The sequence below is a fragment of the Nocardia seriolae NBRC 15557 genome (assembly GCF_007990715.1).
In the GTDB taxonomy this organism is placed as follows: Bacteria; Actinomycetota; Actinomycetes; order Mycobacteriales; family Mycobacteriaceae; genus Nocardia; species Nocardia seriolae.
Map to the genome: position 1 here is coordinate 1 of NZ_BJWY01000127.1, position 22,118 is coordinate 22,118.

Genomic DNA, 22,118 nt, shown 5'->3' on the forward strand with positions numbered 1-22,118 from the left:
CGAGATTTTAAGAGTCCGCTGAGAAATAGCTATGCCGCGCTAATCACGTCCGAATCAGGACAATTGCCCCTATTCGTCGCCCTGTTCCTTCGATACCGTCTCCGCGGCGGTGATCCGCCCGGAATCAATGGCGGCGAGCAGGGATTCATGATCCGCCGCCGTCTGATCGGCATACGCCAGCGCGAACTCACCCATGGCTTTGTCGAAGACGTCATTGGTCCCCAGATACGCCGCGATGGCCACCCGATCACCCGACCGCGCGTGCCCCCGGGCCAGGGTGTGCCCGCACAGCGCCGCGTACTGCCGCAGCTGCGTCGCCGACATGTCGTCGATCACCAAGGACCCCTTCATATCTCGCAGCTGCCGCCAGTAGTAGAACAGCCCGTCCGGCCCGGTGGCCCACCCGAGGAAGATGTCTCCGGCCGACTGTGTGAGCCGTTGCCCGTGCACCACCCGATGCCCCTGATGCTTGAACTGTCCTGCCCGCAGATGCGGCGTCAATACCGAATCCTCGGCCTGCTTCACCTGCAAGAACAGCGGATCGCCGGTGTTCCGCCCGGTCAGCAGCGCTATGAAGCACCGCGTCCCGACGCTCCCCACCCCCACGACTTTCATTGCGATATCCCGGAATTCGTACCGGTCCAGCAGCACCCGCCGATCCTCGGGCAGTGTCGCGCGATAGTCCGACAACACCGAATCCAGTTCGCCGTGCAGCTCTTTCGGCACCGGCATCAGCAGCGGCGGATCCGCCTTGATCCGCGGCGCCCCATCCGGCCCCGGCTCGGTGAGCTTGTCCAACGCCTGCAAACTGGTCCGCCCCCGCGCCTTGTTGATCACCTTCTCACCGCGCTTGCGATCCTTCGGCTTCAACAACGCCGCCACCTGCTCGGCATCCACCATCTCGTACCAGACATCGGTCTCCCCGAGCCCCGCCAGCCGCCCCATCGCCTCCCGATAGGCCCGGGCCGCCGCGACCGCCGCATCATTGGCCTCCGCATCCCCGAACGAATTCGCCCGGGCCGCCACCGCCACACTCGCCGCCAGCCGCTTCACATCCCACTCGAACGGCCCCGGCAACGTCTCATCGAAGTCGTTCACATCGAACACCAACGACCGCTCCGGCGAAGCGAACAACCCGAAGTTCGACAAATGCGCATCCCCGCAAAGCTGCACCTGCAACCCGGTATTCTCCCCGGCCGCCAAATCCCCCGCCATAATCGCGGGCGCCCCCCTGAAGAACGGAAACCTCCCCGCCGCCATCCGCGCATACCGAATCTTCACCAGCTCAGCCACCCGAGTCCGAGCCTGCCCCTCCAACACCGCCACCGGATCCCCCCGATCAGCAGCAGCCTTCCATTCCCCCAACGAAGACCGCGGCACCCTCTTCCGCACCGCCCGCCCACCCTCCACCCCTGCCCCCATCTCAGATGTCGACATCCCCCGACTCTAGTTCCCCCCACCCACCCGACTGATCGAGTGACACCCGAACTTTGTGCACTCGGCGGGCTGACTTCAGGGGCTTCAGAGTATGGACAGTTGTCACGGTCAGTGTCTGTGGTTCCGACGGGTCGGAGGTGAAGCCGGGCTCGGCCCGTTGGACTTCGGCCGCCCGGGGCAGCGGTATCGGGGGCCGCGCTGGGCGGGTGGAGTACGAGGAATGCGCTGGCGCGACTGGTGGCTCGGGGGCTTGTGGTGGGCGGGGGTAAGCGCGGGCGGTGGGGGATCAGCGTCCGCGGCCGGGTGGCGGTGGCTGTCAAGCGGAGGCAGTTCGGGTGATGGTGCCGAACCAGCGTTCGAGGGCTGTGCGGAGGCTGGTTTCGGTGGTGGGGGTGAAATCGTCTGTTGCCCAGGCTATGTAGCCGTCGGGGCGGATCAGGAGGGCGGCGGCGGGGGGTTGGGGGGGAGGTTGCGGGGATGATGGTGATGCGGTCGGTCCAGCCTGCGGCGGTTGTGGCGAGGTCGGGGGCGTCGGCGAAGGTGCGCAGTATGGGGCGGGCGGGGTGGAGGAGTTCGGCGATTCGGGTTGGGCCGGTGGGGGTTTCGATGACGGTGTCGGCGAAGAGGTAGCCGGAGAGGGGGTGTAGGTCGCCCGTGTCGTAGCGGATGTCGGAGCCGGCCAGGAGGTTGGCGATGTGGGTGGAGACCTCGGGGAGATGGAGGAGTTCGGTGAAAAGGTCGCGGAGGGCTGTGATTTCGGGGCCGGGGGCGATCAGGGCCGATTGGGAGAGGGTGTACATCATGACGAGTTCGGCTACCGGGTGGCGTTCGGACTCGTAGGTGTCGAGCGGGTTCGCGGGGGCCCAGCCGTGGAGTTCGGCGGCTAGTTTCCAGCCGAGGTTGACCGTGTCTTGGAGGCCGAGGTTGAGGCCGGGGCCGCCCATGGCGGAGTGGACGTGGGCGGCGTCGCCGAGGGGGAAGACATTGCCGAGGCGGTAGTGGTCGGCGAGCCGGGTGTTCTGGCCGACGGTGCGGCGCAGGTTGTGTGGGCCGGGGCCGGTGGGTGGGGTGATGGGGAGGGTGGTGCCGAGGACGCGTTCGACGCTTTCGTGTAGTTCGTCGAGGGTCATGGGGGTGGTGTCGGAATACTGTTCGCCGCCTTCGAATTCGATGGTGCCGACCAGTGGGCGGCCGGGCTGGAGTTCGGCGAAGACGAAGCTGCCGTTCTCGAGGCGGTGATGGCCGAGACCGAAGTGGCCGACGCCCGGCACCTCGAGGCCGCCATTGGTGCGGAGCTCGGCGGGCAGGGTGACATGGCCGGTCCGGGCGATATGTCCGGTGGCGGTGACACCGGGGAAGGCGACCCCGAGTCGCTTGCGCACCAGGCTCTTTCCGCCGTCCGCGCCGACCAGGAAGCGCGCGTCGAGGACGTAGGAACCATCCGGGGCGGAGACCGGGACCCGGACCCGGTCGTCGGTCTGTTCGAAGTCGGCCAGTTCGTGTCCCCAGCGCAGATCCACGCCCAGGTCGATGGCGCGTTTGGTGAGGATCTCCACCATCTCCGGCTGCGGTTTCAAGACCAGGTGGACCGGATTCGGTTGTACGCCGGTCAGATCCAGCTGCATACCGCCGAAGATGTAGCGCGGCACCGGAACCGGTGCGCCGGTATTGCCGCTGAACGCGCCGTAGAGGCCGCGCATATCCAGCACCCGGACCACCTGTCCGGCCAGGCCGTTGGCCTTCGGTTCGGGGCTGGGGGAGGGTAGCCGGTCCAGCACGATGGGGTGGAATCCGGCGAGGGCGAGTTCACAGGCGAGCATGAGCCCATCGGGCCCGGCTCCGGCGATGACGAGGTCGGTGTGCTCGGGCACGGTGTTTTCGGGCATGGCAAATAAACCTCTTGTCGCTGAGGGTATTTGGATGACCGACGCAGCGGCGCTGCTACGCCGGTGGTTCGGGCAGTCCTGCCGCGAGGGCGGTCAGGGCCTGCCGGATGAGATCGACGATGGGTACGGGTGGGTCCGCGCGCACGTAGGCCTCGATGGCGGCGTGCTGGGCGGTGAGTATCGCGCCGACCACGAGCCGCGGACACATGGAGCTTTCCGGGTCGGTGCCGGTGCGCGCGGCGACGGCGGCGATCAGATCGTCCTCGACGCCGCGGTAGAGCATGGACCGCATTTCGGGCGCGGCCAGCAGCTTTTTGGTCTCGTCGAGCTGGGCGCGCGTCGGGATTCCGGCTTGCGGTGCGCCCGCCAGCTCGGCCTCCAGCGGCTCGACCAGAGCGGCCGTGATCGCTTCCCACAGCGGCGCTTTCGCCGGATAGGAACGCAATATCTCGATGCCGCCGCGGATTCGGGCCAGCTGCCGGTAGGCGAGTGCGTCGTACTTGCCGGAGAAGTAGTTGTTGAAGGTGCGCACGGACACCCCCGCTCGCGCGGCGATGTCCTCGCGCACCACGTTTTCCAGCCCGCGTTCGAACATGATCTGTAATGCCGCGTCGCTCAAGGCCTTTCGGGTGTCGGCCTTTTTGCGTTCGCGGAGTCCGGGCTCCTGTTCTGCGGGCATGAACCCAGTAAGCAAGAAACGTGCCCAGCGGGCAATGTTTCTCACTGGGAAGGTTTTGACCTATTCGGAGAGTAGCTGCTCCACCACCCACCACGCCGCCCCCGGCTGCATCGGCAGCGCGGCATGGGAGGCAGGGCCCGCCCCCGGATTCAGATCCTCGAAGTAGTCGTTCACCACCCCGGGCTCATCGATGAACGAGGCCGCCCCCGGCGGCGTCAGCACCTGATCGCCGCGGGCCGCGAGCACCGAGTAGGTCACCTCCGGCACCGTCACCCCGCCGTCGAGCAGCGCCCGCGTGACACTCGACCCGGCCAGGCAGTCAAGCGCACCCCGCACGCCACGGAAGACGCTGTCGCGCAACGGATTAGTGGCATCGTTCAGCACGCCCGCCAACCCCTCGGGCGAACCGGGCAGATCCAGCCCGCCGATGAGCGTGGCCGCCGTGGTTCCCTTGGTCACCGGCGCTAGATACACCGCGCGATCCACCCGCGGCCCGCCGTGCAGGAACTTGAGGTAGTAGTTCGCGATCAGCGCCCCCGAGGAGTGGGCCACGATATCGACCCGCTCGGCCCCCGTACTCGCGCGCACCTTCTCGATGAAGTCCCGTAACTGCCCCGCCGACTCGGCCACCGGCGCGGCCGCCTGCATCGGCCCGATGATGCCGTATCCGAAGATGAACGGGCAGCCCCCGATGCCCCGAATCCCGCTCGTGATCCCCGCCATCTGCTTGTCCAGCGTCGCGCGAATGTCCCCGACCGCTCCGAAGCCCCCGAGGATCACCACCGGATTCGGCTGCTCCGGCGCGGGTTCACAGTCCAGTGCGGGTTCGAGTGTCCCGGAGGTCGGCACGAGATCCCCGCCCCCGGCGGGCACCGGATCGCCGCCCGGCACCCCCGCCGCGGGCACCGTGCCCAGAGCCAGCAGCACCGCCGCCACCGCCATCCCCGCCTGAACCCGCCATCTTCGTGCCTGTCTTGCCGCCGGTCTCGCAGTCGTCACCGAAATAGTTCGGACACCACGGGCGTTTGGACGACCGACTCAGCGTGTCGGCGGCGTGGCATACGCTCCGCAGGATTGGAAGGGAGCGGAGTTGTGAGCAAGCGCGGCTGGCTGCTGTTTCTGGGCATGGGCGTGATCTGGGGTGTCCCCTACGCCATGATCCGGGTGGCGGTGCGGGAATTCGACCCGATGTTCGTGGCCTTCGGCCGAACCCTGCTGGGCGCGCTGGTGCTGCTGCCGATCGCCCTGTCGATGAAGGTGTTCATGCCCGCACTGGCGAAATGGCGCTGGGTGCTGGTCTACACGCTGGTCGAGATCACTGGCCCGTGGCTGCTCATCGGCCACGCCGAAACCAAGCTGACCAGTTCCACGGTCGGCCTGCTCATCGCCGCCGTGCCCCTGATCGCCATCGTCCTCACCACCCGGATGGGTCACGAACGTCTAGACATGCGCCGCATTCTCGGCCTGGTGGTCGGCTTCGCGGGCGTGACCGCCCTGGTCGGCCTGGATATCGACGTCTCGAACCTGGGCGCGCTGGCCGCCATCGGCGTGAGCGTCGTCGGCTACGCCCTGGGACCGATCATCATCGACCGCAAGCTGGCCGACCTCCCGCCGATCGGCGTGGTGACCGCCTCGCTGGTCTTCGCCGCCGCCATCTATCTGCCGTTCACGCTGTGGCGCCTGCCCTCCCACTACCCGGCGAACGCCACCTGGTCGGTGGTCGGCCTCGGCCTGGTCTGCACCGCCCTGGCGTTCGTGGTGTTCTTCGCGCTCATCGGTGAGGTGGGCCCGTCGCGGGCCACGGTCATCACCTACATCAATCCCGCGGTGGCCCTGTTGATCGGCGTCTCGCTGCTGGACGAGCCGCTGACCGCCGGCATGGCCATCGGCTTCCCGCTGGTGATCATCGGCTCCATCGTGGGCACCGCGCGCGCCAAGGCCCCGGCCCGGGAACCCGCCAACGCCTAGCCTATTCGGCCGCCGCGCCCGGATTCCGCTTGCGCGCCTTGCGGGTTCGGTCGCGGCGTTCGATACGTGGATCCTCGGCGACCTCGTAGCGCTTGACGTATTCGCCGAGGAACGCCTGCAACGTCGCGGTGGCCGGAATGGCCAGCAGCGCGCCCACCGCGCCGAGCAGCGCCCCGCCCATCATGACCGACAGCAGCGCCACCGCCGGATTCACGTCCACTGTTTTGGCGGTGATGCGCGGCTGCAGCACGTAGTCCTGGATCCACTGGTAGACCACCACGAAAATGAGGATCCAGACGGCGTCCAGCGGCCGGATCGTCAACGCAACCAGAATCGGCAGCACGCCCGCCAGATAGGTGCCGATGGTCGGCACGAACGAGGCCACCACACCGAACCAGATGCCCAGCGCCAGCGAATTCGGCAGTCCCAGCAACGCCAGGAAGGCCCCGTGCGCGACGGCGGAGATGACCGCCAGCAGTGCCCGCGAGTACAGATAGCCGCCGGTCTTGTCGATGGCCAGGTCCCAAGCATGCAGTACCGCACCCTGTTTCGCGGGCGGCAGCAGCGAGCACAGGGTGCGCCGCAGCTTCGGCCCATCGGCGGTCATGTACACGCTGAACAGCGCGATGGTGACGAACTTGGCCAGCCCGCCGAGCACCGTGCTCGACAGTCCCCACACATTGTTGGCGGCCCGCTCGGCGTAGGAGCTGATGATGTCGGAGTCCTTGAACAGCCGATCGCGCAGCTGATCCAGGGTGAACTTCTGGTGGAAGGTGTGATTGACCCAGTTCACCAGTTCGTCGATGAGCCGCGGCAGTTCGCCCACCACATTGGCCACGGTCTCCACCATGAGCACGCCCAGTGTCGCGATGAAGCCCGCGGTGCAGGCGAACACGATGATGAACACCACCGCGGTGGCCAGCCCGCGATTGACACCGCGCGCGGCCAGCCCGTCCACCGCCGGTTCCATGGCGAGGGAGACGAAGAACGCGACGGTCATCATGACGGCGATGCCGATCAGCTGGTGGGCGGCCCAGTTCGCGAGTTCGAAGAGCCCGAGCAGCGCCAGGGCGAGCACCATGGCCCGGGGCAGCCACACGGGCATGGCTGCCCGGACCGATACCTCGGTGTCGTCGGTTGCCGTGCTGAGGGTGTCGTCCGTCGCCTCGGGCTGCTGCCCGGCGGCGGGATTGTCGGCGGCCACCGGGTCAGTCTCGTGCACCGGAAGGCGTTTCGGGGGATGACGCACCGTGCGCCGACCGGCATACAAATCCGGTCGGTCTGTTTTTGTCGGGCAAAAAGAACCGAGAGCCATTCGGGGATAAAGGTTTTCCCGCGATAGTGTGCAGGTATGCGGGTTGGCGGCCAAGATATGCGAGTGCGCACGAAATTCTCCAGCGAACTGATGGCGCTGACCGATGAGCTCGCGCATATGGCGCGGCTGACACACGAGGCATCCGAGCGGGCCGCGGCCGCGCTCGCGGGCAGCGACCTGACGGCCGCGTACGAGGTGTTCGCGTTCGAGGAGAAGGTGGAGATCGAGCACGCCAAATGTGAGGACCGGTCGGTCATCCTGCTCGCCCTGGAGGCCCCGGTCGCCCGCGACCTGCGCCAGGTGGTGACCGCCATGCAGATCGCCGACGATCTGCTCGCCGTCAGCAGCGCCCTGAGCCGGGTCGCCGACGCGGTGGTGCGCCGCTATCCGAACCCGGTGGCCCCGCCCCACATCCTGGCTCTGCTGGCGGAAATGTCCGGCGCGATAACGCAACTCGTCGACAATGCGGTTAGCGTCATTGCCGCCCAGAACCCGCCGCGCGACCGGGCGCTCATCCCGCGCGACGAGAATGTCGAGCGGCTGCGCGTGCAGCTGGTCGAGCTGGCCGCCGACGACGGCTGGGCGTTCGGCCCGGCCATGGCCATCGATATCGCCCTGCTGGCCCACCACTACGAGCGCGGGGCCGACCACTGCGTGCGCATCGGCCGGCTCATTCGCTTCTTCCACACCGGCATTCCGCTCTACGCGCAAACGGAGGCGTAACCGCCACCTCGGTGGCAGGGGCCCGATCGGCGGGAGTAAGCTGCCCGAATTGCTTCATGGCGAGGTCTTTTCGAGTAGCACCGCACGCACGGACAGCCGAAATCCGACAAGGGCCCCAAACATGACCAACAGCTCTACCCAGACGAAGGTGGCAGCACCGGTCCGGATCGAAAGAACGCTCTCGCATCGCCAGATCATGACCATTCTGTCCGGTCTGCTGCTGGGCGTCTTCCTGGCGGCACTGGACCAGAACATCGTGAGCGTGGCGATCGTCCGCATCGCCAACAGCCTGCACGGCTTCGACAAGCAGGCCTGGGCCACCACCGCCTACCTCATCACCGCCACCATCAGCACCCCGCTCTACGGCAAGCTGGCCGACATCTACGGCCGAAAATCCTGCTACCTCATCGCCATCGGCGTCTTCGTGATCGGCTCGGTGGCCTGCACCTTCGCGACCTCCATGTACCAGCTCGCGGGATTCCGTGCGCTGCAGGGCGTCGGCGCGGGCGGGCTCATGTCGCTGGCCTTCACCATCATCGGGGACATCGTCCCGCCCCGTGAAAGGGTCAGATACCAGGGCTATTTCATGATGGTCTTCGGCATCGCCACGGTGCTCGGGCCGGTGCTGGGCGGCTTCTTCTCCAATGCCGACCGCATTCTGGGACTGTCGGGCTGGCGCTGGGTGTTCCTGGTGAACGTGCCCATCGGCGTGCTGGCGCTGCTGGTGGTCGGCAAGGTGCTGGACGTGCCGTTCGAACGGCACCGGCAGCGCACCGACTGGCTGGGCGCGATAACCCTTGCGGCGGGCACGGTTCCACTGCTCGTCATCGCCCAGCAGGGGCGGGAATGGGGCTGGCAGTCCCATCGCGCGCTGCTCTGCTACGCGGTCGCGGCGGCCGGGCTGGTGCTGTTCCTCATCGTCGAGCTGCTGATGCGCGACGCCGCGCTGATCCCGCTGCGACTGTTCCGCAAACCCACCTTCAGCATCGCCATCCTGGGCGGCTTCATCGTCGGCGTCGCCATGTTCGGCGCGATCATGCTGGTACCGCTGTACTTCCAGGTGGTGCGCGGGTATTCGCCCACGCGCTCCGGGCTTTTCATGCTGCCGCTGGTGCTGGGCATCATGCTGGGCGCGCAATTGTCCGGGCTCATCACCAAATTCACCGGACGCTACAAGGCGCTGCCGATCCTCGGCTCGCTGGTGATCGGCTTCGGCTCGGTGCTGTTCGCGCTGGTGCGCTTCGACAGCCCGCTGTGGCAGCCGCTGTTGTACTGCGGCGTCATCGGTTTCGGGCTGGGCGGGTGCATGCAGACCCTCATCATCGCGGCGCAGAACGCGGGCCCGCGCGCGGACATGGGCGTGTCCACCGCCGCGGCCACCTTCTTCCGGCAGATGGGCGGCACGCTGGGCGTCGCGGTGTTCCTGACCATCCTGTTCAACCTGTTGCCGCGCAAGATCATCGCGGCCTTCGGCGGGCAGTTGCCGCCCGGATTCGACGCGGGCCGGCTGGGCCGGATCCAGAGCAATACCGGCGATATCGCGGCGCTGCCCGCGGAGTTGCGCACGCCCATCCTGACCGGGTTCACCCATGCCATGAGCGGGGTGTTCTACGTCGCCGCGGCGGTCGCGGTGCTGGCGGCCCTCGTGCTGCTGTTCATGAAAGAGATTCCGCTGCAGGATGTTCCGGCGCCGGTCGTCGAGGAGATCGCCGAACCCGAGCCGGAACCCGATTTTCACTTCGTCGAGCCGTCCGGGCTGTCGGTCTCGGGGTGCGTGCGCCGCGAGGACGGCCAATCGGTGCCCGATGCCGTGCTGACGCTCATCGATCAACGCGGACGCCAGGTTTCGCGGGCCGTCGGCGAGCCGGACGGCGGCTACCTGATCGGCGTCCCGCGCGCGGGCGGCTACGTTCTGATCGTCTCGGCCTTCGGCTACCAGCCCGCCGCGGTCAGCCTCAGCGTCGGCAGCCGCCCGCATCAACTCGACGTGTCGCTGCTGGGATCCGGTGAGGTGTCGGGCACGGTGCGGGCGGTGGGCGCGCCACTGCGCGATGCCACCGTCACACTCACCGATGCGTTCGGCGATGTGGTCGGCTCGGCCATCACCACCGCGGAGGGCGACTTCACCTGCCGCGGCGTGCTGGCCGGTACCTACACCCTGGTCGCGGTGGCCGAGCACATGCGCCCGGCGGCCGTCACCCTGACCGTGCCCGACAGCGGAATGCTGCGCCACGACATCGATCTGGCCCCGCGCGCGGTGCTGGCCGGGTCGGCCTGCAACGAGCGCGGCGACGGCGTGCCCGACGCGCAGATCACGGTGCTCGACGAGGCCGGGGATCTGATCGCCGTCACCCGCACCGACGACACCGGCCGCTACGTGGTCCCGGCTCTGGCCGAGGGGCGCTACACGGTGATGGCGCGGGGGTATCCGGCCGCGTTCAGCCGGGTGACGGTCGCCGACGGCGAGGTCGCCCACGATGTCCTGCTCGGCTATGAGCGAGTGGAGTCGCTGGAACGGGTGGAGTCCTAGCGAAACGAGAATGTGTCTGTTTGCCGAGCGGGATGTCCGGGCAGCTGTTAGGTTTCGGCACTGAAAACAGTCCAACATTCGGTATTGGGCTGGATGCAGGGAAGAACAGACATGAAGATTTCGCGTGCACTGCTGACCGCCGCCGCCCTCGCCGCCGTCCTACCCGCCGGAGCCGCCCAGGCCGAGCCGATATCCCCGGACACCGGCGCGGGCGTCAACGAATATGTGGCGCTCGGTGATTCGTGGGCCGCCGACGCCACGTTCAGCCAGCTCACCACGATCTTCACCCCCGCGCCCTGCGTGCAGAGCGCCCACAACTACGCCAAGCAGGTCGCCGCGGCGCTGGCCGTCCCGGTCTTCCACGACGCCACCTGCGGCGGCGCGGTCACCGCGAACATGACCCAGCCCCAGCACATCGGCGGAGCCGAGAATGCCCCGCAGTTCGACCGCCTGACCGAGAACACCGACCTGGTCACCCTCGAAATCGGCGGCAATGACGCCGAACTCGCCGCCACCGTCACCGACTGCATCACCCTCGATCCCGCCCAGAGCCCCTGCCTGGACCATCTCGTCACCGACGGCGTGGATCGGATGTCGGAGAACATCGCCCGCACCGAACCCCGGGTGGCCGCCACCATCGCCGGCATCCGCGACCGCGCACCCCGCGCCCGCATCCTGCTGCTCGACTACTTCGAGGGCATCGGCCTCGAAGGCGGCTGCTGGCCGGAGATCCCCATCTCCGACCCGGACGCGATCTGGCTGGGCCACAAGCTGATCGAACTCCACGACATGCTCGCCCACGTGGCCGCGGCCACCGGCGTCGACTTCGTGAACACCTACGACGGCAGCGCGGGCCACGACGCCTGCAAGCCCGTCGGCACCCGCTGGGTCGAGGGCCTGCTCCCGTACTCCGGCAACCCGCTCGGCCTGGCAGTTCCGTTCCACCCCAACCAGCTGGGTGCCGACTATCAGGCCCGGCGGGTGCTGGAAACGCTGGGTACGGCCTGAGCGTCGCCCATCCGTCATTCCGGCGTGCTCTGGCCGGAATCTCACTCGGTCTACGTCATCCCGGCCATACCCACGCCGGGATGACGACGAGTCCCGCCCGGCCCGGATCAGCTGGCAGCGCGCCGGGTGATCCGGACTCGGTTGTCGTGGAAGACCGCGCCGCCACCGTAGTCCGAGTCACGTTCTGCCACTGTCGCGTTCACCGTCGCGCCGCCGGTGTGCTTGGCCCAGCGGCCCTTCGGGGTCGCGGCCACACCCGGCCGGACCGCGTCGGATACCTCTGCGATCGCGTCGAAGGATCCCCGGTCATTGCCGACCGTCACCGGATCGCCGTCGGTGATGTCGCGGGCTGCCGCGTCGTCGGGGTGGATCGTCACCGTGGGTTCGCCTGCGCGGCGGCGCAATTCGGGGTTCGAGCCGAAGGTGGTGTTGAGGAAGTAGTGCGACGCGGCCGAGATGAGGACCAGGCCGTCGCCGGGGTCGGCGGGCGGGGTGTGTCCGGCCAGGGGGTCGTGCCCGGCCATGGCGGCGAGCGGGGAGACGAATCGGAGCTTGTCGGTGGGGACCGAGCGCGGGGCGATCTTCAGGAAGCCGTCGGCGCGCAGGCGGTCGATGTCGTAGTGCTTCAGCAGCTGGTCGGCCAGCTCCTCGTCGGATTCGTACAGCGCGGGATCGGTGAAGCCCATCCGGCGGGCCAGGCGGCGGAAAGTCTCGGTGGTGGGCAGGCATTCGCCGGGCGGGGCCACCGCCGGTTCGTTCCAGGCCAGGTAGAGATTGCCGTACGCGGCGATGACATCGAGGTGCTCGGGCTGCATGGTGGCCGGGAGCACGATGTCGGCGTAGTCGGCGGTGTCGGTCCGAAAATGTTCCAGGACAATGGTGAACAGGTCCTCGCGGGCCAGCCCCTCGATCACTCTGGCTTGGTCCGGATTCGAGGCGACGGGGTTCGCGGCGATGACGAAGAGCGCTTTCACCGGCGGCCCAGAGGTTTCCAGCAGCGCCTCGCCCATACGCGTCATGGACAGTGTCCGTACCGGATTCGGCAGCAGGTCGAACCGCACCAGCGCGGGCACATCCAGCTCGAAATGCCCGCTCGTCGAATAGTGCAGTCCACCACCGGGAATCGCCCAATCGCCGGTCACCCCGGGCAGGCAGGCCAGGGTGCGCAGCGCCGCGCCGCCACCCGCGTGCCGCTGCATGCCCTGGGAGGCGCGAGTGGCGGTCGGGCGGGTGCGGGCGATGCGTTCGCCGAGGGCCACGATGCGCTCGACCGGCAGTCCGGTGATCTCGGCGGTGCGCTCGGGTGTGTATTCCTCGACCCGGGCGCGGAATTCGGGCCAGCCCTCGGTATGTGCGGCCAAGAACCCGCTGTCCTGCGCGCCGAGTGACACGATGATGTGCATGAGTCCCAGCGCCAGCGCGGCGTCCGTGCCGGGCAGCGGTGCCAGGTGTTCGTCGCAGCGTTCGGCGGTGCGGGTGCGCACCGGATCGATCGCCACCGTGTACGCGCCGCTGTCCTGGATGAACTTCCACACGTGATGACCGGAGCTGAGCGGATTGGTGCCCCACAGCAGGATCAGCTTCGATTCGGCGAGATCCTCCGGATCCATGCCGCCCGCGGTGCCGAGGGTGTATTTCAGGCCGGTGCTGCCCGCGATCGAGCAGATGGTCGGATCGTGCAGGGACGCGCCCAGCGCGTTGAAGAAGCGCCGCCCGGAAAACCCTTCCAGCCCTTGCAGGTAGCCGAGGCTGCCGGTGCCGTGGAACGGCCACACGGCCTCGCCGCCGAATTCGTCGACGATCCCGGTGAGCCGGGTGGCGATCTCGTCGAGCGCCTCGTCCCAGGTGATGCGCTCGAAGCGGCCCTCGCCCTTGCGGCCGACCCGGCGCAGCGGGTGCGTGATGCGGTCGGGGGAGTGGACCTGCTCCAGGTAGCGGTTCACCTTGACGCACAGCGCGCCGCGGGTGACCGGGTGCGCCTTGTTGCCGCGCAGGCCGACCGCCTTGCCGTCGGCCACCTCCACCACCCAGGAGCAACCGTCGGGGCAGTCGAGCGGGCATGCGCCGAGAACCTTCACCCGCACGATCGTAGGCAAGCGACCTGTCGGGCGCGAAAGCCGAGCGTACGGTGGGTTTCCGTGTGCGACACGCCTATCGCGTCATGTGACGACACGCAGGTGTGCTGGGGTAGTCTCGGCGCGCGGCTAATCAGCCGCAACGGGATTGCGGGGGCGGAAGTGCGCGGTGGAATGGGAGTTGCATGATCACCCCCGGCCGAGGGCTCGTCAGTGTCGTCACGGGCTGTGTGGCGCTGCTGACCGGGTGCGCGCACGCCGGGTCCACCGATGCCGCGCGCTCCGGAGCGGCCGACAGCGCGCAGGCGGCGAGCGATACCGCCGAGGCGCAGCGCAGCGCGTTCGTCACCGCGTGCACGGGGACCTCGGCGGGGTGGCAGGCGACGGCGGTGGTGAGCAATCGGGATTCGATCGAGCACCGGTACCTCGTGGTGATCAGTTTCATGACGCCGGAGTCCACCGACCTCGAGCGCACCCGCACCGAGGTGCTGGTCGCGCCCGGTGCGACCCAGGATTTCACCACTGAGACGCGGCTGGATCCGGTGACCCGACCGCAGACCGTCCGGTGTGTGCTGCGCGGGGTGGAGCAGCTCTGAACGATGCTCGCGAATCGGGCATCCACTAGGTCGAGCGGGCTCGAAAGTTGCGCGGGGACAGGGGCGGACGCCTAGGATCTCCAGCGCCGGCCATGCTCGGTGGGCCGTACCAAACGGAATAGCCAAACGTTCACTGACCTGCGCGGTAGTGACATCGGGCTAACTCCGGATGTGGATTTGTCGGTGCCATGGTGCATGCTCTTGGCACGCAGATGTCCGCCCGTCCGCCCGGAGTGCCCCATGTCGACCCGTACCAAGCCACAGCCCTTGTCGGATACCGAGATTCGGCAGATCGCCGCGGAGATCGACGCGGGCCGTCCGCCGATGGTGTGGTTCACCGCGTCGGCCGTCGGCGTACCGGAAGGTCGGTCCGGAAAGGTGATGTCCCTCGGTGATCCGTCCGAGGGGGATTTCCTGCAGGTGAAGCCCACGGGCTCGAAGGATGTGCTGTCCTTCGGTCCCACCGAGGTGACACTGACCAAACCGGCCCGCCAGACCACCACCAAACCGGCCAATGCGTCATCGGCCGCGAAACCGACTGGAACCAACCCGAAACCGGCAACCAGGAAGGAATCCCCCGTGACGATGTCGACCCCCGTGACGTCCCCGGCCCCCGCGCCGAGCCCCGCCCCGGCCGCACCGGAAGCCAAAACCGAAGCCCCGCAGCCCGCCGCCGAGTCCGCGCCGGAGGCCAAGGCCACCAAGCCCGCCGCCTCGCGCCCGGCCCGCAATGCCGCCGCCGCGAAGAAGCCCGCGGGTACCGAGGTGACGGTCACGCTCTCCGGCACCGCCGAGGGCGAGTGGACCCTCGATGTGGTCAACGGCAAGAAGCGCACCATCAAGGGCCTGGCGGTCGCGAGTTCGGCTGTGTCGCAGGCCGCCAAGATCCTGCACCCCGAATTCGCCGAGGTGGTGGATTCCATCCACGAGGCCGTGCGCGCCGCCCAGCAGGCCAAGGTGGAGCAGTTGCAGGCCGAACTCGAATCGGCCCGTCGGCTACTCGAAGACCTGGCCTGAAGGTAATCAGCGCCCAACCCCTTCGGCGGGGTTGGGCCTCCTTCGGCCGGGCGTCGGCGTCACACCGCTGATTCGCGGTGCCAGGTGCGCGGACCCGCTTCCGGGCGACCGCGGCGCAGATCGTCGTGGAAGATGTAGCCGAGGGAGTATTCCTTGGCGTGGTACATGGCCGAATCCGCTTCGCGTAGCAGCTCGTACACGGTGGTCTCGGTCTCCCGTGGCCGCGAGCACGCGATGCCGATGCTGGCCGCGATGCGTACCTCGGCCGCGCTCAACTCGAACGGCTCCCCGAGGGTCGCCAGTAGCCGTTCGGCCAGTTGCAGCGCCTGTTGCCGCGCCAGCGGGGCCAGCACCACGAATTCGTCACCGCCGTATCGGGCGGCCGCGTCGTCGCGCCGGATGACCCGGCGGATGCGGGCCGCGGCATTGGCGATCAGCTCGTCGCCGACGGCGTGCCCGTAGCTGTCGTTGACCCGCTTGAAGCCGTCCAGGTCGATGAACAGCAAGGCCAAAGGCTGTCCGGCCCAACGCTCCCGATTACGATGCAGCGCCCGCAGCAGGGCGGCGCGGTTCAGGAGTCCGGTCAGCATGTCGTGATCGGCCTGGTACTGCGCGCGCCGTTCGCTGCGGGCGCTGCGTTCGATGGCGCGTTCGCTGCGTAGCAGCACGCCGCCGAGTAGCAGCGCGAACAGCGAGGACACCACCACCCGGTCCAGGGTGTCGAGGCTGGAGCCGACCACGGGCACCAGTGAGGCGACGATCATGACGATGGCGATGATGCTGGCCCGCTGCCGGGAGCGGTGCGGATGGATATCGCGAGGCCCGCCCAGCACCGTCATGCTCGGATGCAGCGCGGCCGCGCCGATCAGCGTGAAGCCCAGTTGCAGTGGCAGCAGCTGGATCTGGCGGCCGAAAACCGCCGAGCCGGCCGTCTCCAGGTTGTAGGCCAGATCGCCGGCCAGCATGACCAGCATGGCCAGGTGCACCAGCCGCAGCGAGGTCTCCGAGCGCGCCGAGGTGATCCCCGAATGCACGATCACGGTGAGCAGCAGGGCGTCCACGATCGGATCCGCCACGCAGGTGATGGTGGTGAGCTGGATGTGATGGGCCGCGCGCAGCACCGGCGAGATGAGGAAGGTCCACGACAGCAGCAGCGCGCCCAGGCCGATGAGCCCGGAGTCCAGCAGCAGATCGTGGTCGGTGCTGTTCTGCCGGGGCCGTAGCCACAGCACCGCGGCCACGCCGACGCAGCAGTACCCGCTCAGGGTGAACAGGTCGTCGAAGGGGTGACGCTGGGACTCGGAGACGTGGCGCAGCGCGGTGCCGATGGTGAATTGCACGGCCGCCGCGGACAGTAGATACCAGGGCAGCGGATGGCGGGGACGGTACTTGCGGACGCCGGAGCCGATCATGGTGAGGCTGATGGCGACCGAGACGAACAGCGTGCCCAGCGCCACGACGCGGCTGTTGATAAGCAGGGGGAGACCGAGAATCAGGATGCCCGCCGCGAACAGCACGGTGCGCCAGCAGATTCTGGAGCGCCACGGGGTCTGCTCGCGACCAGACTGCTCGGCCGGTTGTGCGTCCGTTCCCACCAGCCCCCCCTTATCCGAGCAGCACTCGAAAAGACACCGCCGATCATCAACCGAGTATGTTGCGGTACGAGCATAGGTCCCCGCGCAGCGGTGGCAGAGTGCCCGGTCGAGAAAGGCGCTGCCACTATTTGGGCAACCGAACCGATCATGACACGAAATCTCCCGCTCCGGAGCGGAGTTCGGTGAACCCGTAGGATCGCCGTTCGCGAGACTCGCTATGCTCCCTGCGAATCGAACCGAACGGCCTGCACGACTCGCTGAACAGGAGCCGAAGTGGCATCGAGAGCGGGACGCTGGTGGGCGCCCGGCCGGGTCAATCTCATTGGCGAGCACACCGACTACAACGACGGCTACGTGCTCCCGCTGGCCCTTCCACTGGGCATGACCTGCACCGCCGCCGCCCGGCCGGATGGCGTGGTGCGCCTGCGATCCCGCCAGGCCCCGCACGATGAGATCGCCACCACCGTCGCCGCGCTCGAAACCGCCGCCTGGTCCGAGCTGCCCGCCTGGACGCGCTATCCGCTGGGCGTGATCCGCGAATTCGAGCGCCGCGGCCACCGGGTGACCGGCGTGCGGCTCGACCTCGACGGCACCGTCCCGGTCGGCGCGGGCCTGTCCTCGTCGGCGGCGCTGTCGTGTGCGGTCGGCATCGCCGTGCGGGACCTGTTCGCCCCCACCGTCTCCGATGCCGAGATCATCGATATCGCACGGACCGCCGAGAACGTCCACGTCGGCGTCCCGACCGGACTGCTCGATCAGTCCGCGGCCATGCTGTGCACCGCCGGGCACGTGCTGCTCCTCGACGTCCGCACCGGCGCGGCCGAGCAGATCCCCTTCGACCTCGACGCCTTCGGGTTGTCGCTGCTGGTCCTCGACACCGGCAGCCCGCACCGGCTGATGGACGGCGAGTACGCCGTGCGCCGCGCCGAATGCGCCGCCGCCGCAGCGGAACTCGGCGTGCCATCGCTGCGCGATATCGCCCGCGCCGCCGATGCCGAGCGGCTCGCCGACCCGGTGCTGCGGCGACGCGCCCGGCACGTGATCACCGAAAACGCCCGTGTCCTGCAAATTGCCGAACAATTGCGCGCCGGTGCGGATCCCCGCGCCATCGGCCCCGTCCTCACCGCCGGACACCGTTCACTCCGCGACGATTTCGAGGTATCGGCCCCGCCCCTGGACACCGCCGTCGACGCGGCCCTGGCCGCGGGCGCGCACGGTGCCCGCATGACCGGCGGCGGTTTCGGCGGCAGCATCATCGCCCTCGTCGACTCCGGCCGCACCGAGGCGGTACTCGCATCGGTCCGAGAAGCCTTCGCGACCAAGGGATTCGACGCGCCCCGGCATTTCATCGTCACCCCGTCGGCCGGTGCGCACCGTCTCTGACGAGAGAGGTCACCGTCGCGGCGACCCTGCTGCACCCGGTCATGGCCGAACACCTGCGCGACGAGGAACTCACGGTCCTGCCCATCGTGGCCCGCACCCTCGCCGAGGCCGAATGGGCCCAACTCGGCGAACGCGGCATGGCCGCCCTCCCCAAACGCCGCGCCCTGGTCTTTCTCGCCCACATCCTCGAAGAGGCCGACCCCACCGAGCGCACCGACCTCCTCGCCGACATCCCCGGCCCGGTCCGCCTGCTCTACCGCTTCCTCGGCGCTCCTGCCCACGCCCGCGAAACCCGCCTCCTCCGCCGCGATCTCGACCCCGTGCTCACCGAAAGAGCCGCGTCATGACCTATCTGGTCGTTGACCAGCGCGTAGAGGACGTAACCCGCTGGCAGACAGCCTTTTCCAGCGCCACCGCCCGCCGCCGCGGATCCGGCGGCGAACTCCTCATGGTCCTGACCGACCCCACCGACCCCCACCGCCTGCTCGTAATCGTCCACTTCGACTCCCCGGAAGCCGCCGTCGCCTGGCGTCACCGCCCCGGCGTAGAACGCGAAATCGCCTCCGGCGGAGTGATTCCCGACTCGGTGACGATCCGAATCCTGGATCGTCTCCCCATGCCCGACGGAGCCATCCCGCCGAAATAACGGGGGTTGGGATGGCTCCGGCCGGGATCGCCGGTTACTTCGCGGGCGTGATGGACGGCTGGCTGATCGTGGTGAAGTACTGGACCGCGGCGGCGATGGCCACCGGAGCGGTCACGAACAGCTGGCCCGCGATGGTGCCGAGGAAGCCGACGGCGGCCGCGCCGATGAGGCAGCCGGTGCCCGCCGCGCCGAGCAGCGGCACGAACATGGCGGCCAGGATGCCCGCGGAGCCGAGGGTGACCAGGCCCGCCGCGCCGACCGCGCCGATCAGGCAGCCCAGAGCCGCGCCGCCGAGGCCGCCCGCCAGGGTGCCGATGGTCGCGCCCATGGACAGGGTGCTGGTCATGCGGCTCCAGGCGGCCTGCTCACGGTCGTAGTCCGACTTCCAGGGGGCGCTGTTCTCGAAGGGCATCGCCACATTCTCGAGAGGCAGGGCGACCGGCTGGTAGACCGCGTGCGCGGCGTCGAACTGCGGGGTGAGGGTGGCGACGCGGTCGTGGATGTCGGCGGCGATGGGGAAGACGTAATCGTCCACCCGGAAGGACAATTCGGTGCCCGCGACCACGGTGCCGTCGGCGGCCTTGATCTTGAGGACGCCGTTGTCCACCACCAGCGAACCGGCGTCGGTGCGGATGACCACATCCCGGTCGCTGTTGGTGGCGGTGTAGTTGACCACACCCGCGTCGGTGGCGGCGGGCGCGGCGTTCACGGTTCCGGCGCTCACCCCGAGGGCGGTCGCGACGAGGGCGGCGGAAACGGCGAACTTCTCGAGCTTCATCAGGTTTCTTTCGGTCGGTGCGGGTCAGGGTCCGCACGGATGACGCGGCTCTACTACGACGGTGAGCCGCGAGAGGATGTGACATACCGGCAGCACGGCCCGGAGGCCGTGTCGCTCAGCTGTTTTCGGGGGTGTGGCTGCCTAAGCGGCGCTGCGGCGCAGGCGGGCTCCCACACCCACCAGCACGTCGATCACCAGGAACGCCAGCAGCGGAAGGCCGATCATCGGCGCGAACCAGCCGATCACGGCCGCGGCCGCCGCCAACGGCAGCAGTACGATCAGCGGGGTCTGCGCCAGCGCCCGGCGCGGAGCCCTGCCCACCGCGAGCGCCCGCTCCTTGGTCGGGCGGCGACGCCACCACATCATATAGCCGCGCACGATCACCGTGCCCAGCCCGACCATGATGGCCAGCAGCAACAGCTGATTGGCCAGGCCGAACATCAGGCCCATGTGAAACTGGATGCCCCAGTTGGTGAGCTTGGCCATGAGCGGCCAGTCGGCGTAGGGCAGCTTGTCGGTGACATTGCCGGTCGCGCCGTCCACCGCGATGGCATCGCGGGTGTACTGGCCGGGTCGGCGCAGCTCCTGGACCACGAAGGCCATGCCGTCCTTGGCCGGAATGCTGATCTCGATCGGCCCGGTCAGCCCATTGGCCCGGGCGACGCCGTACACGGTGTCGACCAGTCCCGCCTTGTCGGCCGCGGGCACGGCCGCCATCGCTCCGCCACCGTGGTGGTCGTGCTCCCCGCCCGCGGACATGGCCGGGCCCGAAGTCCCCGGCAGCTTGGCGCTCACCGCGGGCGTGGTCCAGCTCATGGTCTTCCGCAACTGGGTCACGTTCTCACCCGCGTACTTCGACCAGGTCATACCGGTCACCGACAGCAGCAGGAGCACCGGCAGAATCCAGACGCCCACCACCGCATGCCAATTCAGCGTGCGCGCCCGCGGTCGCGAGCGATCCGGCCGCAACAGCCAACCGGCCGAACGCTTCTCGCGCCGCGCCCGCACCCGCCGATACCAGAGCACCAGCCCGGCCAGCGCCACCAGCCACAGCCAGGAGGCCGCGATCTCGCTGTAGTAGCGGCCGACGTCGCCCAGGTGCAGATCCCTGTGCAGCTTGTCGATCCAGGTGCGCATGGGCAGCGCGCCCGAACTGCCGTAGACGACGCTGTCGCCCACCGGCGTCGCGGTGACCGGGTCGACGAACACGGCCCGCCGCTCGGAGGCGCCCAGCGCCGGATCGCTGAAGATCACCCGGGTGGTGTCGCCGACATTCTGGCCGGGGGCCACCGCCACCAGCGCCAGCTTCGGCTCGACGGTCTGCGCCGCGGCGATCTGCTCCTTCAGCGGCTTGGCCGGTCCGGCCGAATCGGTGTGCAGCAGCGCGCCGGAGGTGATGTTCTCCAGCGTCGGCGAGATCGCGTACAGCGCACCGGTGACGGCCGCGATCAGGATGAACGGTGCCACGAAGACACCGGCGTAGAAGTGCAGTCGCAGCATGAGCGCCTGGAAGGCATTGCCCGCGCTGCGTTTCGGAGGCTTCCCGGCCGACGGCGGTTCCGTCTCCCGGGTAGGGGAGGGCGGCGGTGCCGAATCGACACCGCTGTCAGTGATTGTCACCAAAGGGTCTTTCGTGTTCGAGGGAACACCCGGGGCACAAGGGGCACAGGGGATCGACCCGGTACGGCGGCGACGGTTCGGACGCCCATAACCCCCTCATGTGCGCGCACGCGACTGCCATCGCATGTGCCCAGCGGTTATGGACGCACCGGAACGCGCACGGCGCCACCGTGACGGTCGGGTGCGTACAGCGAATTCACACGGATGCGAAAGTCCGTGTGCCCGGGTTGAAAAGGAAGAATTCAGCCTCGAACGAGCGCGGGCGGGCCGCGGGTATGACTGACATCGGCCGCGAAGATCCGCGGCACGACCCGAGCCCGGTGCTCGATCGGCAGCCGCGGCGGCCCCGAGAGCACGGGAAGCGAAATGGGTACCGGCAGCGCCCAGGACAGCACCGTGGTGCCGACCCGATAGGCGGTCTCGGCGCCGAGGATGAAAACGGCCGCCGCGCACGCCGCCACGATGTGCGCGCCCAGCATGGCCGGACTCCACATCGAGGCGTGATGGTGCATGTGCATGCTCTGCCCCGGCGAGCCCCACATCATGCTGAAGTGACCCAGCAATTGCCCGCCGATGAGCGCGACCACCAGCCCGAGCCGGGTGGTGCGCAGCGCGCGCACGCTCGCCACCACCGCGCCGACCGCGGCCGAGGCGGCGACCAGCAGCGTCAACGGCCCCGACGCCAGGGGCGCGGCCCCCGAGATCCAGCCGTGCGCGGCGACCGCGAGCGCCCCGGAAACCGAACCGGCCGCCCCACCGCGCAAAACCGCAGCATCACTGCGGGAATGCGCTGTAGAGCGGCCGGATCCGATATTCACGCGCTGATAATAGCCACGGATGTTTCCGAGAAGAATTCGCGCCC

At 68.6% G+C, this 22,118-nt stretch carries 18 protein-coding genes and 1 pseudogene; 9 read left to right on the top strand and 10 right to left on the bottom strand.

Going from position 1 to position 22,118, the window contains the following annotated elements; all coding sequences use genetic code 11:
• Positions 1-69 precede the first annotated feature (69 nt).
• The 4 genes and pseudogenes from NS2_RS29045 to NS2_RS29060 all read right to left on the bottom strand — a co-directional run bounded on the left by NS2_RS29045 (position 70) and on the right by NS2_RS29060 (position 4,944).
• Positions 70-1,437: a DUF2252 domain-containing protein gene (locus tag NS2_RS29045; RefSeq protein WP_033090545.1), complete on the bottom strand. Its 1,368-nt coding sequence runs from the start codon at positions 1,435-1,437 to the stop codon at positions 70-72.
• A 316-nt stretch (positions 1,438-1,753) separates the two neighbouring features.
• A pseudogene (locus NS2_RS29050) lies at positions 1,754-3,323 on the bottom strand (FAD-dependent monooxygenase).
• A gap of 55 nt (positions 3,324-3,378) precedes the next feature.
• Entirely contained in the window at positions 3,379-4,002 is a 624-nt protein-coding gene (locus NS2_RS29055; protein WP_033090544.1) for an acyl-CoA-like ligand-binding transcription factor, read from the bottom strand.
• A gap of 60 nt (positions 4,003-4,062) precedes the next feature.
• Positions 4,063-4,944 (bottom strand): esterase/lipase family protein, encoded by an 882-nt coding sequence (locus tag NS2_RS29060; protein ID WP_052086923.1) that lies wholly within the window; start codon positions 4,942-4,944, stop codon positions 4,063-4,065.
• Between the two features lie 150 nt (positions 4,945-5,094).
• On the opposite strand from NS2_RS29060, the gene NS2_RS29065 reads away from it, so the two are divergent.
• Positions 5,095-5,970, top strand: coding sequence for a DMT family transporter (locus NS2_RS29065; protein WP_033090543.1), 876 nt, complete (start codon positions 5,095-5,097; stop codon positions 5,968-5,970).
• Between the two features lies 1 nt (position 5,971).
• On the opposite strand, the gene NS2_RS29070 is transcribed toward NS2_RS29065, so the two are convergent.
• Positions 5,972-7,192, bottom strand: coding sequence for an AI-2E family transporter (locus tag NS2_RS29070; RefSeq protein ID WP_071811676.1), 1,221 nt, complete (start codon positions 7,190-7,192; stop codon positions 5,972-5,974).
• A 156-nt stretch (positions 7,193-7,348) separates the two neighbouring features.
• Between NS2_RS29070 and NS2_RS29075 the strand changes: the two genes are divergently transcribed.
• From NS2_RS29075 to NS2_RS29085, 3 genes are all read left to right on the top strand, one after another.
• Positions 7,349-8,008 carry a phosphate signaling complex PhoU family protein gene (locus NS2_RS29075; protein WP_052086924.1) on the top strand — a complete coding sequence of 220 codons (660 nt, stop codon included), beginning with the start codon at positions 7,349-7,351 and terminating at the stop codon, positions 8,006-8,008.
• A gap of 121 nt (positions 8,009-8,129) precedes the next feature.
• On the top strand, positions 8,130-10,538 hold the full coding sequence (locus tag NS2_RS29080; RefSeq protein ID WP_033090542.1) for an MFS transporter: 2,409 nt from the start codon (positions 8,130-8,132) through the stop codon (positions 10,536-10,538).
• 111 nt (positions 10,539-10,649) lie between these two features.
• Positions 10,650-11,546: an SGNH/GDSL hydrolase family protein gene (locus tag NS2_RS29085; protein ID WP_045439340.1), complete on the top strand. Its 897-nt coding sequence runs from the start codon at positions 10,650-10,652 to the stop codon at positions 11,544-11,546.
• Positions 11,547-11,653: 107 nt separating this feature from the next.
• Here the strand turns inward: NS2_RS29085 and NS2_RS29090 are convergent, their stop codons facing one another.
• Complete coding sequence (locus tag NS2_RS29090; protein WP_033090541.1) at positions 11,654-13,624, bottom strand: molybdopterin-containing oxidoreductase family protein; 1,971 nt, start codon at positions 13,622-13,624, stop codon at positions 11,654-11,656.
• Between the two features lie 182 nt (positions 13,625-13,806).
• On the opposite strand from NS2_RS29090, the gene NS2_RS29095 reads away from it, so the two are divergent.
• Positions 13,807-14,217, top strand: a complete 411-nt coding sequence (locus NS2_RS29095) for a hypothetical protein (protein WP_147207362.1) — start codon at positions 13,807-13,809, stop codon at positions 14,215-14,217.
• A gap of 240 nt (positions 14,218-14,457) precedes the next feature.
• Positions 14,458-15,234, top strand: coding sequence for a DUF6319 family protein (locus tag NS2_RS29100; protein WP_033090539.1), 777 nt, complete (start codon positions 14,458-14,460; stop codon positions 15,232-15,234).
• Positions 15,235-15,293: 59 nt separating this feature from the next.
• On the opposite strand, the gene NS2_RS29105 is transcribed toward NS2_RS29100, so the two are convergent.
• A complete protein-coding gene (locus NS2_RS29105; RefSeq protein ID WP_036549086.1) occupies positions 15,294-16,829 on the bottom strand; it encodes a GGDEF domain-containing protein in 1,536 nt (511 codons plus the stop codon).
• Between the two features lie 273 nt (positions 16,830-17,102).
• On the opposite strand from NS2_RS29105, the gene galK reads away from it, so the two are divergent.
• Genes galK through NS2_RS29120 form a run of 3 tightly spaced genes read left to right on the top strand, consistent with a single transcriptional unit; the run spans position 17,103 to position 18,858 of the window.
• A complete protein-coding gene (galK, locus tag NS2_RS29110) occupies positions 17,103-18,212 on the top strand; it encodes a galactokinase (protein WP_045439342.1) in 1,110 nt (369 codons plus the stop codon).
• 41 nt (positions 18,213-18,253) lie between these two features.
• Positions 18,254-18,559: a hypothetical protein gene (locus NS2_RS29115; RefSeq protein ID WP_033090537.1), complete on the top strand. Its 306-nt coding sequence runs from the start codon at positions 18,254-18,256 to the stop codon at positions 18,557-18,559.
• Positions 18,556-18,858, top strand: a complete 303-nt coding sequence (locus NS2_RS29120; protein ID WP_036549088.1) for a hypothetical protein — start codon at positions 18,556-18,558, stop codon at positions 18,856-18,858. The genes NS2_RS29115 and NS2_RS29120 overlap by 4 nt, the downstream gene beginning before the upstream one ends.
• 34 nt (positions 18,859-18,892) lie before the next feature.
• Here NS2_RS29120 and NS2_RS29125 read toward each other — a convergent pair whose 3' ends face one another.
• The 3 genes from NS2_RS29125 to NS2_RS29135 all read right to left on the bottom strand — a co-directional run.
• Positions 18,893-19,636, bottom strand: a complete 744-nt coding sequence (locus NS2_RS29125; RefSeq protein WP_036549091.1) for a DUF8020 domain-containing protein — start codon at positions 19,634-19,636, stop codon at positions 18,893-18,895.
• 141 nt (positions 19,637-19,777) lie between these two features.
• Entirely contained in the window at positions 19,778-21,256 is a 1,479-nt protein-coding gene (locus NS2_RS29130) for a PepSY-associated TM helix domain-containing protein (RefSeq protein WP_071811677.1), read from the bottom strand.
• Positions 21,257-21,498: 242 nt separating this feature from the next.
• Positions 21,499-22,118 (bottom strand): hypothetical protein (locus NS2_RS29135; protein WP_308640205.1); only part of this gene is annotated, 620 nt, incomplete at its 5' end.